This is a genomic window from Lentibacter sp. (assembly GCF_965657785.1).
Taxonomy (GTDB): domain Bacteria; phylum Pseudomonadota; class Alphaproteobacteria; order Rhodobacterales; family Rhodobacteraceae; genus Lentibacter.
Genome location: NZ_CBFHPP010000008.1, coordinates 88,668 through 101,736 on the forward strand (window position 1 = coordinate 88,668; position 13,069 = coordinate 101,736).

Below are 13,069 nucleotides of genomic sequence, written 5' to 3' on the forward strand. Positions count from 1 at the left end.
ACACTTCTGGCTGTGCAAGTTAAGCTTGGCTCATGTCGATTTGGAGCCAGATAACGGCGGCTGTTGCCGCGCTAGCGAAGGGTGCGCCGCTCAGTGCGGTTTTTGCGCAGCTGCGCACGCCGCCGGAGCGCTCGATTGCTTTTACGATTGCTGTGATTGCGCTTGGTGCAAAGATGGCCAAGGCCGACGGGCTTGTGACGCGGGACGAGGTGATGGCGTTTCGCGAGGTCTTTCAGATTGCGCAGGAAGATGAGGCGGGGGCGGCCAAAGTGTTTAATCTGGCGCGTCAGGATGTGGCAGGATTTGAAGACTATGCCGTGCGGGTGCGCGAGATGTTTGGCGCAGGGCATGAGGCGCTTGGTGATTTGTTGGAAGGCCTGTTTCATATCGCGGTTGCGGATGGGATGTATCACCCCAATGAAGACGAGTTTCTCAAAGATGTGGCAGATATTTTCGGCCTTGGTGAGGGCGAGTTTCGCCAGATCAGAAGCCGTTTTGTGCCCGACGCGGAGGCGGACCCGTATTCGGTTTTGGGGCTGACGGCTGAGGCCAGCATGGACGAGCTGCGCGCGGCTTGGAAGCGGCTTGTGCAGGAGAGCCACCCAGACCGGCTTGTCGCGCGGGGGCTGCCGGAAGAGGCCGTAAAAATGGCCGAAAAGCGTATGGTTGCGATCAACCGCGCTTGGGCCGAGGTCAGGGATGCGCGGGGCTGATGCGGATTGCGACCTATAACGTCGAATGGTTCAACGAGCTGTTTGAAGATGACGGGACGCTGTTGAGAGATGAAGGCTGGTCGGGGCGTCATGATGTGACCCGCGCTGAGCAGATTGACGCTCTTGGCGTCGTTTTTGCGGCGCTGGATGCGGATGCAATCATGGTTATCGAAGCGCCGGACGAGAACCGCCGCCGCAGCACAGCCAAAGCGTTGGAGAAGTTTGCGCAGAAGTTTGAGCTGCGGGCCAGAGCTACGCTCCTTGGCTTTGGCAACGAGACGCAGCAAGAGATTGCCTTGATGTATGACCCTGATGTGATGCGCGCCCGCCATGCGCCTCTGGGCGAAGGGGCGGACCATAGAGGCTCTGAGCTGTCGCCACGGTTTGACAGCACATTCCGGATTGATCTGGATGTCGATGCCAAGGAAGACTTGGTGAGGTTTTCCAAGCCGCCCTTGGAGGTTGAGGCTGTGCTTAAGAGCGGGCAGGTTTTGCGCCTGATTGGCGCGCATCTGAAATCAAAAGCGCCACATGGGGCGCGCAGTGACGCCGAGGCGATGACGCTTTCGATTGCGAACCGTCGCAAGCAGCTGGCGCAGGCAATCTGGCTGCGCAAACGGCTTGAGGAGTATTTGAGCGCAGGGGAAACTGTGATGCTGCTCGGCGATCTCAATGATGGTCCCGGGCTGGATCAGTATGAAGATCTCTTCGGGCGCTCCTCGGTTGAGATCGTTATGGGGGAGGACGGGGAGCGCTGTCTTTATGATCCGCACGCGCGGCTTGGCTTGCAGCGCCGCTTGGGCGCCACACCGACCACGGCGCGGTTTTATATCCATGAGCACAAGCGCTATCTGCAAGCCTTGCTGGATTATATCATGATCTCGCCCGACCTTGTCGACAAAGCGCCTGTCTGGCGGATCTGGCATCCGTTTGACGACCCTGAGTGCTGGCGCAGTCCTGAGCTGCGGGAGGCTTTGCTGCTGGCGTCAGATCACTTCCCTGTCACTTTGGATATCGAGTTTTAGGGCGCTTCAAATGTGACTCCGAAGGAGAGCAGGCCGTCTGCGCTGCCTGCATTCATGGGGACCAGCTGTATGAAAAGGTTGCGGTGGCGGGCTTGGAGGCCGCCGATAAACACCACGTTCCCTGCGAGATGGGTTTTGAAGTTCTGGCCGTTGACGGGGTAGAGGGCGAGGCCCGCAAACAGGCCTGCGTCGCCGTTTTCCCATGTTTTGAGGGGCCGATAGCTTGTTGCGGCGAGCGAAACGCGTTTGTAGCTGTTGTAAAACGCGCCCAGACTGAAGGCGCTGTGCTCGCGCTCCCATGTGAGGAAAAGGCCCGGGTTGACCTCGTTAAAGCCCGTGGCGCCGATGTGTTTTGAGCCGAGCAGGACCGAAACCCTGTCTGGGCCAGCGTGCAGCGGTGCGGCCAGAAAAACGAAACTGAGAAAAATAAAAACACGATACATAACACTGTTTTCCTAAAGGTCGGCTTGAGTGTCCGATATGAGGGACTCCCTAAAGTGGTGTGGGGAGAGGGTGACCGTTCATCCTATAGGAAAAAAATAAGACAAAATTGAGTCATTGGCCGCAGGTGTTGGGCTGGCGGTCTGCGCAGATGGCAGGCACGCTCTAAAAACCTGTCTCAGGGCGGGGTGACACGCCTGTTTTGCGGCTGAATATTGGCGCAAAATTGATCGTTAAGTTATTGATTTAAAATAATATTTGGTGTCGCGGGCAGGGCGGCAGCCAGAGAGTTGAACCGAGCTTCGGCGACTTCGCCAAAGAGCGGCACAGCGTCTTGGCTGAGGGACAACTCAAGCACACGCTTTTTCGGGTAGAGCCGCATCTGGCCGATCTGGGCATCTTTTTGAAGCCAGAGCATGGCCCCGAAGCGCATGGCTTTGCCAACTGTTTCTGCGACTCTTTGCTCTTCTGGAGAGATCAGCCCTGCGATAGATTCTGCGCGGGCGGCTGTGAGGGCGGAGTTTGAGTAGCGATAGAGCAGGGCAAGGCCGAGAAAAATGCGCTCGTTGTGGCGGATGCCGCCGAGATTGGCCTGTGTGGCGAGATTGAAGCAGGTTTCGGCGCGGTAATCAGGGTGCGCCCGCCAGCTCACGTCATGCAAAAGGCAGGCGGCCTTGATGAGCTTGAGGTGCTCGGGGGGTGCGGATTTGAACACAGGCTGGATAAACTCGTAGAGTGTGCGGCCGAATCCCGGCAGACGGGCGTCTTTGGCCTCGGCAAAGCGGCAGGCCTCGATGAGCGGGTCGCGGTCGCGCAATTTTTGCGGCATTTGTTCATAAAGCATTCCTTCGCGTATGCCGTAGGAGCTGATGGCAATATCGTGAGGTCTGAAGTCTCGGACGATTTCCTTAAGAACTTCTGAAGCGATCGGGACGAGCTTCATGCGGCTAGAAGAGATACCCGTTTTGGCGCGAATCGTTTCTTCATCATTTTGGGCAATATAATCGGCGGTCGCGCTGACGGCTTTGCGGCTCATGCGGTATTCATGAAGCACGTGTAAGGGGTAGCCGCGGCGCTCCATATCAATGCGGGCAATCGCCCGCCACGAGCCGCCGACGAGAAACAGGCGGTTGTGTTGCGGACCAAGCTCTGCGTGCAGGCTCTGGATCGTGCTGCGGATAATCTCTTTGCGGGCCTTCTTGCCGCCTTTCACGCTCATCAGACGCTGGGGGCCAAGCGAGGAACTGACCCGCTTGCCAACGACGCCGTCGGCCACTTCGGCCAGCTCCATAGACGAGCCGCCAATATCGCAGACCAGCCCGTAAGATCCGGGCCAGCCGAGCAGAACACCCTGTGCAGACAGGCGCGCCTCTTCTTTCCCGTCGATCACGTGCAGCTGTAACCCTGTTTCGCTTTCGACCAGATCGCGGAACTCTTGGCCGTCTTCGGCCTCGCGCACAGCGGCTGTTGCGACGGCTGTGAGGGGGCCTGTGTTCATGCCAATGGCGAGGCGTTGAAAGCGGCGGATGGCGCTGAGGGCACGGGTGCGCCCTGAGGGGTTGAGGCGGCCTGTTTCGCCTATGCCTTCGCCGAGGCCGCACATGACCTTTTCGTTGAAGAAATAGGCGGGGCTGCGCGCTGCGCCGTCAAAGACCACAAGGCGCACCGAGTTTGACCCGACATCGACCACGCCGACACGTGACAAAGCCCTTGCTTTCGGGTCTTGAAAGAGCGGGCGGCCAAAAAGCCCCCAATCGCTTGAATTTGCTTGATTTTCGCTCATTCTCAGCGCTCCTGAAGCGGGTTGGGCCTGTTATGGCGCGCAGAGGCGAATGCGTCAACAGGGCGAAAGGCATTAACATAAGGTAAAGCAGGCGTTGAAGACATTTACCCTTTTTGGCAGGGGCCAAAACAGGGGGGTGATAAGCGTGCACACCCCGTGCACCATGCGTGCACCGGCAAAACCAGCGAAAATTGGTAAATCACCTGAAACGCAGGGTTTACCACGTGTTAAGCTTTGATCAGGGCGCAAGGGGGGATGATGGCTGAGCACAGCAAGAAAAACATCGGCTATCCCGACAGGCGGCTTTAGAGCGCAAGGCTTCCCTGACAGTGTGGCGGGGTCTTTGTTGTCAGGCGGGCTGTCTGCTTTGGCAGCGGCGCCGTAAATGCGCAGCCTAGGGGAGGCTGGCGTGCTCAGTCTTCTGTGTGGGTGAGCTTGGGCACATCTGAGGCCCCAGCAGAGCCGCGCCCCGAGAGGGAGGGGTTCTCCATAAAGAAGCGGTGGCAATTGAAGGAAAATGTCCCTTCGGGCAGCTCCTTGCGCACAAAGCGGCCCGAGGCGTCCATAACCCAGCTTTGGGCTGTGTCGGCCATATTGGCGGCCATGATCTGGCTGGTGATCTGGGCCTTGACCGTGGGGTTGTTGATCTCCACCAGTGTTTCCACACGGCGCGAGAGGTTGCGGCCCATCCAGTCGGCAGAGGAGATAAAGACCCGCGCCTTTTTGTGAGGCAATCCGCTCCCGTTGCCAAAGCAGACAATGCGCGAATGCTCAAGGAAGCGCCCGACAATCGACTTGACGCGGATGGTTTCGGAGAGGCCTTTGACGCCCGGGCGGAGGCCGCAGATGCCGCGGATGACGAGGCTGATTTCAACACCCGCTTGGGAGGCGGCATAGAGCGCGTCGATGACTTCTGGCTCGATCAGCGAGTTCATTTTGGCCCAGATCTGGGCAGGGCGGCCTGCGCGGGCGTGCTCGGCCTCGGCTTGGATCATGTCAAGCAGGCGTTGCTTGAGCGAGAGCGGCGAAATGGCGAGGTTTTCGAGCTTGTCGGGCTCCACATATCCCGAGAGGTAGTTGAAGACTTTGGTGGCGTCACGCCCCAAGGCAGCGTCGCAGGTAAAGAGCGACAGGTCTGTATAGATCCGCGCGGTGATCGGGTGGTAATTGCCTGTGCCGTAGTGGGTATAGGTCACAAGCTTTGCGCCTTCGCGGCGCACCACGGTGGAGATTTTGGCATGGGTTTTGAGGTTGAGAAACCCGTAGACCACATGGGCGCCCGCCCGCTCAAGGCGGCGGGACTGACGGATGTTGGCGGCCTCGTCAAAGCGCGCCTTCAGCTCGACAAGGGCAGTCACGGATTTGCCCTCTTCGGCGGCTTCGCAGAGCGCCTCGACAATGGGGCTGTCGCGCGAGGTGCGATAGAGCGTTTGTTTGATCGCGACAACATCGGGGTCGCGCGCGGCCTGCTGCAAAAAGCGCACGACCATGTCGAAGGTTTCATAGGGGTGGTGCAGCAGCATATCCTTCTGACGGATCGCTGCGAAGATATCGCCCTCGTGGTCGGTGACCCGTTCGGGGATGCGGGGGGAAAAGCTCGGCCACAAGAGATCAGGCCGTTCCTCGAGCACCAGCTCGGAGAGATCGGAGAGGCCGAGCGTGCCACTGATTTCGACCGTTTCGGTCTCGCAGACGTGCAGCTCGCGCTGGATCATCTTGAGCAGGCGCGCGGGCGCGTCCGCCGAGACGGTGAGGCGGACAACTTCGCCCCTACGGCGGCGCTTGAGCGCGGTTTCAAATTCGCGCACGAGGTCTTCGGCTTCGTCCTCGACCTCAAGATCGCTGTCGCGCAAAACCCTGAACCCGCAGGCGCCCTTCAGGTGAAAGCCGGGAAAAAGGCTTGGCAGATGCTCAAGCAGCAGCTCTTCGAGCGGCAAAAACCGGACCTGCCCCTCGGCGGCAGGCAGAGCCACAAAGCGGGCAATCTGGGCCGGAATAGGCAGCAGCGCTTGCAGCTTGCGCTTCTCACGGGTGCTCTCAAGCTCCAGCGCCAGCGCGTGGCCAGTGTTTGGAATGAACGGGAACGGGTGGGCCGGATCAATCGCCAGAGGCGAGAGCACGGGGAAGACCTGCTCCAGAAACACCTCATGTAAGAGGGCCTTATCCGCCGCCGTCAGTTCGGCGCGGGTGCAGATAAATATCCCTTCTTTGGCCATCTCTTCGGTGAGCGTGGCAAAGATCTCTTGCTGGCGGGCCAGAAGCTCGCGGGCGTTGTCATTGATCAGAACGAGCTGCTCGGCAGAGGTCAGCCCGTCAATGGCAGGGGTTGAGACGCCCTCATTGACCATTTCGCGCAGGCCGGCCACGCGCACGGTATAGAATTCATCTAGGTTGGTGGCCGAAATCGACACAAACCTGAGCCGCTCCAAAAGCGGCACGCGCGGGTTCTCGGCCTCCTCCAGAACCCGCCAGTTAAACCCAAGCCAGCTCAACTCGCGGTTCATAAAACGCGCGGGGCCGGTGAGGTCGCCCTCCAGCTCTTGCGGCAGGGGAAACGGGGCAGAAAGAAAATCGGCGTGTGTCATGAGGGCGCTATAAGCTTCAATTGTAAAGATTTTACGATGCTTTCAGGATAATGCGCGCAGCATCAAGCAATGTCCACTGCCCTTTCTTTTTGCTTGAAATATCCCGGGGGAGTGCGAGGGGGCAGCGCCCCCTCGCGGGGTCGGACTGTGCGCAGCACAGTTCGACTTTAAAAAAGCTCTGCCTGCCGGTCCAGCACTTCGGCGGCCAGCTTGCGGCTCACATCACGGCCTTCGCGCAGCGCAAGCGCGTCAATCTCTTCTACAAGAACGCGGGCGGCGGCAAAACTGCGTTCCATATGTTTGGTCAGGTAAGCGAGAACGTCAGGGCGCGGGCTGAGCTGTCGGTCGGCAAAGAGCTTCATCAAAACAGCCGCGAGCAGATCATCGTCAGGCGCGCCGAGCGCCACGGCGGAGGTGCCTTGCATACGGCTCATCAGGTCGGGCAGGGTCAGCCCCCATGTGCGGGCCTCGCCTGTGCCTGTGAACAACAGGCTCTGGCCTTCGGCCAGTGCCAGATTGTGCAGATGAAAGAGCGCGTTTTGGGCTGCGGGCTGGTCTGCGATTTCGGGGATGTTCTCGACCGCCACAGCGCCGCGCGCCAGCTTGGGAATGTCGGCCTCGCGCAGATCGCGCGCGTTTACCAGTGTTGCCCCCGAGAGGGCCGCCCAGACATGGGCGAGGTGGGTCTTGCCAGCCCCTTCGGGACCGATCAGCAAGAGTTTGCGCGCAGGCCAGCTCTGCCAGCTTTCAACCATGGCCACAGCGCTGGCATTGCTCGGGGAGACAAAAAAGTCGTCCCGCCCCAGAGCTTGCCGCGCCGGGAGATCAAAGGTGAGTTGGCGTGCCATCAGATCTTGTCTTCATCTCGTGTGGTGGCCTGCTCGGCGGCGCGCAGGGCGGCTTGGGAGCGCGCGCTATCTTTGCCCTCAAGGCCTTGGTAGAGCTTGCTCTCTTTATAGCTGACAAGCACAAAGCGCGCCAGAACACCGAGAGCGGCGGCGACAGGCACCGCGACAAGCATCCCGACAAAGCCGAACAGCGTGCCAAAGACCGACAGGGCAAAGATCAGCCAGACGGGGTGCAGCCCGATGGATTTGCCGACCAGTTTTGGCGTCAGCACATTGCCCTCGATGACCTGACCGATCACAAAGACCAGCGCAACCAGCCCGAGCGAGAGCCAGTCGCCCCAGAACTGGAAGAGCGCAAGCCCGATCGCCAGCACGCCGCCCAGAATGGCACCTAGGTAGGGAATAAACGTCAAAAGCCCCGCAACAAAGCCGACGATCAGGCCGAATTGCAGCCCGACAAGCATCAGCGCCAGCGCATAATAAGAGCCAAGGATCAGGCAGACCGTGCCCATCCCGCGAATAAAGCTTGCCATGGTGCGATCGACATCAGAGGCGAGCGCGCGGATCACGGGGGCGTGGTCGCGCGGCAGGATATCATCAATCGCCGCGACCATACGGTCCCAGTCAAACAGAAGATAAAAGGCCACGACAGGCACGATCACGAGCAGCATCACCAGATTGATGATCGACATGGCCGAGGAGAGCACGCTTTGCAAAAGCTCGCCGCCGCGTTCTTTCACGGTTTCGCCGACAGCGATCAGCGAGGTGCGCAGGGTGCTGTCGCTGTCCATCAGCGAGGGGAAGCGCTCGGTGAGGAAATGCTGCAAATCGGCAAAGAGGCTGGGGGCCGTGTTAAAGAGTGAAACGGCCTGTTCGACCATCACAGGCACCACCAGCAGCGCGAGGATGACAAAGATCAGCACCGCGCCCAGTGTGATCACTGTGGTGGCGATGGCGCGTGACAGCCCCATCTTTTCGAGCTTGTCGGCAACAGGGTCGAGAAAATAGGCAATCGCCCCACCGAGCACGAAGGGCAGGATCACGTCGCCCAGAAACCAGAGCGCCAAACAGAAGACGAGGGTGAAAATACCCCAATATTTGAGCTGGTCGCGGACGGGAAGGGCCATGGGTTCCTCTGGGTTGGGTGGTCTCTATGTCACCGCTTGGGCCTCGTGTTTCAAGGGTAAACTTATGGAGCGCGGCTTTGGGCGCTTAAATGGCGGTTTGGGGCGCATTTTTTAAAGATTGGTCGGAACAGAGGGCGAACATTGCTTTGACTTGGGAGGCAGATTTGGTAGGGGTGGGGCCTGAGCCGAGCAATAAAAGAAGTGACAGACCTGTGGTATCTCTTTCTGAAAAAGCCTTGATGGCGCGCGGCGCGCCGTATCTGGACGACCTTAACCCAGCCCAGCGGGCGGCTGTGGAGCAGCTGGACGGGCCAGTTCTCATGCTTGCGGGGGCGGGCACCGGCAAGACCAAGGCTTTGACCACGCGGATTGTGCATCTGCTCAACACGGGGCGCGCGCGGCCCAATGAAATCTTGGCTGTGACCTTTACCAATAAGGCCGCGCGGGAAATGAAAGAGCGCGTGGCGCGCTTGCTTGGACAATCTGTCGAGGGGATGTCTTGGCTTGGGACGTTTCACTCTATTTGCGTGAAAATCCTGCGCCGTCATGCCGAGCTTGTCGGCCTTAAGAGCAATTTTACCATTCTGGACACCGACGATCAGCTGCGCTTGCTCAAGCAGCTGGTGCAGGCCGCTGGCATTGATGACAAGCGCTGGCCTGCGCGGATGCTGGCGGGGATTATTGACGGCTGGAAGAACCGAGCCTGGCTGCCTGAAAACCTGCCTGCGGCGGAAGGCAGTGCCTATGACGGGATGGGGCCACAGCTTTATGCGCAATACCAGACCCGCCTGCGGGAGCTAAATGCCGCCGATTTTGGCGATCTGCTGTTGCACGTGGTGAGTATTTTCCAAAAGCACGATGATGTGCTGGTGCAATATCAGCGCTGGTTTAAATATGTTTTGGTGGACGAATACCAAGACACCAACGTGGCGCAGTATCTCTGGCTGCGCCTGCTGGCGGGTGGGCATAAGAACATCTGCTGCGTGGGGGATGACGATCAGTCGATCTATGGCTGGCGGGGCGCGGAAGTGGGCAATATCCTGCGCTTTGAGAAAGACTTTCCCGGCGCAGCGGTTGTGCGGCTTGAGCAAAACTATCGCAGCACACCGCATATTCTCGCGGCGGCGGCAGGTGTGATTGCGGGCAATGAGAACCGCCTTGGCAAGGAGCTTTGGACCGAGGTTGAGGAGGGCGAAAAAGTCCGCCTTATTGGCCATTGGGACGGCGAGGAGGAGGCGCGCTGGATCGGCGAGGAGGCCGAGGCCTTGCAGCGCGGCACGCGGGGCATTGAGCCGAAATCGCTGGATGCTATGGCGATCCTTGTGCGTGCTTCCCACCAGATGCGCGCGTTTGAAGACCGTTTTCTAACCATCGGGATGCCCTATCGGGTGATCGGCGGGCCGCGGTTTTATGAGCGGTTGGAAATTCGCGATGCGATGGCCTATTTCCGCCTTGTGATCAGCCCCGAGGACGACCTTGCGTTTGAGCGGGTGTCAAACACGCCCAAGCGCGGGCTGGGCGACAAAGCCCAGCAGAAAATCCAGATGGAAGCGCGAGTCAATTTCCTGCCGCTCACAGGCGGCGCGCAGCTTTTGTTGGATGCCAAGGGGATCGGCGGCAAAGGGGCTGTGGAGCTTCAGCGCTTTTTGACCAATTTGCAGCGTTGGCAGGCCTTGGAGGCCAGTCCCGAGGTGAGCCATGTCGAGCTGGCCGAGATCATTCTGGACGAGAGCGGCTATACGGAGATGTGGCAAAACGACAAGACGCCCGAAGCGCCCGGGCGGCTGGAAAACCTCAAGGAGCTTGTCAAAGCGCTGGAGCAGTTTGAAAACCTGCAAGGGTTTTTGGAGCACGTCGGCCTGATTATGGACAATGACAAGACCGATGCGGACGAGAAAATCAGCATAATGACGCTCCATGCGGCCAAGGGGCTTGAATTTCCTGTGGTGTTTTTGCCCGGCTGGGAAGACGGGCTGTTTCCGTCGCAGCGCTCTATGGACGAAAGCGGACAGAAGGGCCTCGAAGAAGAGCGGCGGCTTGCCTATGTCGGGATCACACGGGCCGAGGCGCTTTGCACCATATCCTTTGCGGGCAACCGCCGTGTCTACGGGCAGTGGCAAAGCCAGATGCCGAGCCGCTTTATTGACGAGCTGCCTGAGGCTCATGTCGATGTGATGACGCCGCCCGGGCTCTATGGCGGCGGCTATGGCGCGGCACAGCCTGCTCTGCGCTCGACCCTCGCGGAGGATGCGGCGGAGGCGGATGTCTATAACTCCCCCGGCTGGAAGCGGATGCAGGCGCGCGCGAGCCAGAGGCCCGCCGCAACAGCGAAAGGCAACGCCAGCTATATTGTCGAGGCGACGGCTGTGTCTTCGTTTATGCAGGGGGATCGGGTGTTTCACAGCAAGTTTGGCTATGGCGATGTCATTGGGGTCGAGGGCGACAAGCTTGAGATCAGCTTTGACAAAGCAGGTTTGAAGAAAGTCGTGGCGCGCTTTATTGTGAGCGCGGCGGATGCGGATAATATTCCGTTTTAAGTTTCCAAAAGGGCTTTTGAAAACGAAGGCGGCGGACCCTTAAGGGAGGAGGGGGTCCGCCGCGCATTCTTGTGCCGGAAAAGGGAGGAGAACCGGCACAATCCGGATGTTCTTTTAGCCGTAGACAGCCTCATAGGCTGCGGCGTGGATGCTTGAGCGGTTGAGGCCGAGATCGGCGAGTTCGCGTCCCGAGAGGCCGGACAGCTCGCTGACTGTCTGGCGATACTGGCGCTTGAGGGTCATTGTTTCAGCTGCGTTTGAGGCGAGGCTCACGGCTTTGCCGACGAGTTCTGCGATTGCGTCACTGAGGGCGCCTGAGGTTGTGGATACGACGTAGTTCATTGTGTTTACTCATTCATGTGCGTGACGGTGTGCGTCGGTGTGTGTCTGTCTTGACGGGGATATAGGGCCATGCTGCAGATGCGAAAAGATCTAGTTTGGCAATGCCGCTATGCAGCATTTGCATGACTTTGCCTGCGGCCTGTGCATAGCTGACGTTAACGTAAGGGAAGGCGGGCGCGGCTTTGGGGGTTGAATTCCTGACGAGAATACGCACCTCTGCGACTGAGATATAAAGGAGCGCGCGCATGGCAACGAAAGAACAGGTATTGGCGGAGTTGGCGCGGCTGGAGCTGCCTGATGGGCAGAGCCTTGTCGGCGCAGGTATGGTGCGCGCCCTGACGGTTGAGGACGGAGCTGTGCGCTTTGTCATTGAGGCGCCAAGCCCAGAGGCGGCGGCGAAGATGGAGCCGATCCGCGCGGCGGCTGTGGGTATGGTGCAGGCGCTGAGCGGTGTGAGCAGCGCTTCTGCTGTCTTGACGGCGCATGGTGCGCAGGCGGCGGCGAAAGCGCCCCCCAAGCTGAGCATTGGCGGCCACCCAGACCCCAAGCGCAAAGACATCCGCCCCAAAGATGTGGCGCGGGTGATTGCGGTTGGGTCGGGCAAGGGCGGTGTGGGCAAGTCGACTGTAAGTGTGAATCTTGCCGTGGCGCTGGCGCGGGCGGGGCAGCGTGTCGGGATATTGGACGCGGATTTTTACGGGCCGAGCCAGCCGAGAATGCTTGGCGTGACGGGCCGGCCCGGACAGTCGCCAGACGGGCGGATCATGCCGCCGCAGGCGCATGGCCTTAAGATGATGTCGCTTGGTTTGATGGTGGATGAGAAGCAAGCGGTTGTCTGGCGCGGTCCGATGCTTATGGGCGCGGTGCAGCAGATGCTGGCGGATGTGGACTGGGGCGAGCTTGATGTCTTGATCATTGATCTGCCGCCCGGCACGGGAGATGTGCAGCTCACGCTGGGGCAACAAAAAGTGCTGGATGGGGCAGTGATTGTCTCGACGCCTCAGGATGTGGCGCTGATTGATGCGCGCAAGGCGATTGATATGTTTGAGAAGCTCAAGGTGCCTGTGATGGGGCTTGTGGAGAATATGAGCCTCTATATCTGCCCTGAGTGCGGGCATGAGGCGCATCTCTTCGGGCATGGCGGCGTCGGGCTTGAGGCCGAGCGCCTTGGAGCACCGCTTCTGGCGCAGATCCCGATTGATCTGGAGACCCGCTTGGGCGGGGATGCTGGCACGCCGATTGCGGCGGGGGAGAGCGCTGCGGCGCAGATTTATGCGGAGTTGGCGCAAAAGCTGCTCTGAGCTGCGACGTGATGGGAAAGTATGGGACGCGCCATGGGAATTCATGGGCGTCCCTTTTCTTTTGGGCGAATCACTTGGGCAATTTGTGGCTATTTTCGCGGCTTAAGGCCTGATTTCCTCATAGAGCGCAGGCTATTTTGTGGCTTTTGGCGATATCTGTGAAAAAAATTGGGATTTTATGGGCGCTGCGGTGCGGCGCGAGGCGCTACTATATTTAGTATTTGATTTTCGCTCTCCCGCTACAGTTGGTGCGAATTTTGGCTTTTGGGGCCACAAGATGTAGTTTTGACTGCGTCTCTGATCTAGATAATGTGCTCAAGCCCCTAAAAAACTATTGATTACCATGAATTCCCATCGTATCCCTAAT

The 13,069-nt window shown here is 59.3% G+C and carries 10 protein-coding genes; 4 read left to right on the plus strand and 6 right to left on the minus strand.

From position 1 onward, the window contains the following. Positions 1-32 precede the first annotated feature (32 nt). Together ACTF58_RS07055 and ACTF58_RS07060 are read left to right on the plus strand one after the other, a co-directional pair. Positions 33-713, plus strand: a complete 681-nt coding sequence (locus ACTF58_RS07055; RefSeq protein ID WP_438991268.1) for a TerB family tellurite resistance protein — start codon at positions 33-35, stop codon at positions 711-713. Then, complete coding sequence (locus tag ACTF58_RS07060) at positions 713-1,738, plus strand: endonuclease/exonuclease/phosphatase family protein (RefSeq protein WP_438991269.1); 1,026 nt, start codon at positions 713-715, stop codon at positions 1,736-1,738. The genes ACTF58_RS07055 and ACTF58_RS07060 overlap by 1 nt, the downstream gene beginning before the upstream one ends. Here ACTF58_RS07060 and ACTF58_RS07065 read toward each other — a convergent pair. The 5 genes from ACTF58_RS07065 to ACTF58_RS07085 all read right to left on the minus strand — a co-directional run bounded on the left by ACTF58_RS07065 (position 1,735) and on the right by ACTF58_RS07085 (position 8,522). Then, positions 1,735-2,181, minus strand: a complete 447-nt coding sequence (locus ACTF58_RS07065; RefSeq protein ID WP_438991270.1) for a hypothetical protein — start codon at positions 2,179-2,181, stop codon at positions 1,735-1,737. The genes ACTF58_RS07060 and ACTF58_RS07065 overlap by 4 nt on opposite strands. A gap of 236 nt (positions 2,182-2,417) precedes the next feature. Further along, positions 2,418-3,962, minus strand: coding sequence for a Ppx/GppA family phosphatase (locus ACTF58_RS07070; RefSeq protein ID WP_438991271.1), 1,545 nt, complete (start codon positions 3,960-3,962; stop codon positions 2,418-2,420). Between the two features lie 413 nt (positions 3,963-4,375). Then, positions 4,376-6,547 carry an RNA degradosome polyphosphate kinase gene (locus ACTF58_RS07075; RefSeq protein ID WP_438991272.1) on the minus strand — a complete coding sequence of 724 codons (2,172 nt, stop codon included), beginning with the start codon at positions 6,545-6,547 and terminating at the stop codon, positions 4,376-4,378. Positions 6,548-6,714: 167 nt separating this feature from the next. Continuing rightward, positions 6,715-7,395 carry a chromosomal replication initiator DnaA gene (locus ACTF58_RS07080; RefSeq protein WP_438991273.1) on the minus strand — a complete coding sequence of 227 codons (681 nt, stop codon included), beginning with the start codon at positions 7,393-7,395 and terminating at the stop codon, positions 6,715-6,717. Further along, positions 7,395-8,522: an AI-2E family transporter gene (locus ACTF58_RS07085; RefSeq protein WP_438991274.1), complete on the minus strand. Its 1,128-nt coding sequence runs from the start codon at positions 8,520-8,522 to the stop codon at positions 7,395-7,397. The genes ACTF58_RS07080 and ACTF58_RS07085 overlap by 1 nt, the downstream gene beginning before the upstream one ends. A gap of 239 nt (positions 8,523-8,761) precedes the next feature. Between ACTF58_RS07085 and ACTF58_RS07090 the strand changes: the two genes are divergently transcribed. Beyond that, on the plus strand, positions 8,762-11,059 hold the full coding sequence (locus tag ACTF58_RS07090) for an ATP-dependent helicase (RefSeq protein WP_438991280.1): 2,298 nt from the start codon (positions 8,762-8,764) through the stop codon (positions 11,057-11,059). A 114-nt stretch (positions 11,060-11,173) separates the two neighbouring features. Here the strand turns inward: ACTF58_RS07090 and ACTF58_RS07095 are convergent, their stop codons facing one another. Further along, a complete protein-coding gene (locus ACTF58_RS07095) occupies positions 11,174-11,401 on the minus strand; it encodes a DUF1127 domain-containing protein (protein WP_438991275.1) in 228 nt (75 codons plus the stop codon). Positions 11,402-11,646: 245 nt separating this feature from the next. Between ACTF58_RS07095 and ACTF58_RS07100 the strand changes: the two genes are divergently transcribed. Next, positions 11,647-12,702 (plus strand): P-loop NTPase, encoded by a 1,056-nt coding sequence (locus ACTF58_RS07100; RefSeq protein WP_438991276.1) that lies wholly within the window; start codon positions 11,647-11,649, stop codon positions 12,700-12,702. The last annotated feature ends 367 nt before the right edge of the window (positions 12,703-13,069 follow it).

Coding starts and splice junctions, on each gene's coding strand:
- ACTF58_RS07055 (WP_438991268.1), top strand. CDS start 33: ATGTCGATTTGGAGCCAGATAACGGCGGCTGTTGCCGCGCTAGCGAAG.
- ACTF58_RS07060 (WP_438991269.1), top strand. CDS start 713: ATGCGGATTGCGACCTATAACGTCGAATGGTTCAACGAGCTGTTTGAA.
- ACTF58_RS07065 (WP_438991270.1), bottom strand. CDS start 2,181: ATGTATCGTGTTTTTATTTTTCTCAGTTTCGTTTTTCTGGCCGCACCG.
- ACTF58_RS07070 (WP_438991271.1), bottom strand. CDS start 3,962: ATGAGCGAAAATCAAGCAAATTCAAGCGATTGGGGGCTTTTTGGCCGC.
- ACTF58_RS07075 (WP_438991272.1), bottom strand. CDS start 6,547: ATGACACACGCCGATTTTCTTTCTGCCCCGTTTCCCCTGCCGCAAGAG.
- ACTF58_RS07080 (WP_438991273.1), bottom strand. CDS start 7,395: ATGGCACGCCAACTCACCTTTGATCTCCCGGCGCGGCAAGCTCTGGGG.
- ACTF58_RS07085 (WP_438991274.1), bottom strand. CDS start 8,522: ATGGCCCTTCCCGTCCGCGACCAGCTCAAATATTGGGGTATTTTCACC.
- ACTF58_RS07090 (WP_438991280.1), top strand. CDS start 8,762: ATGGCGCGCGGCGCGCCGTATCTGGACGACCTTAACCCAGCCCAGCGG.
- ACTF58_RS07095 (WP_438991275.1), bottom strand. CDS start 11,401: ATGAACTACGTCGTATCCACAACCTCAGGCGCCCTCAGTGACGCAATC.
- ACTF58_RS07100 (WP_438991276.1), top strand. CDS start 11,647: ATGGCAACGAAAGAACAGGTATTGGCGGAGTTGGCGCGGCTGGAGCTG.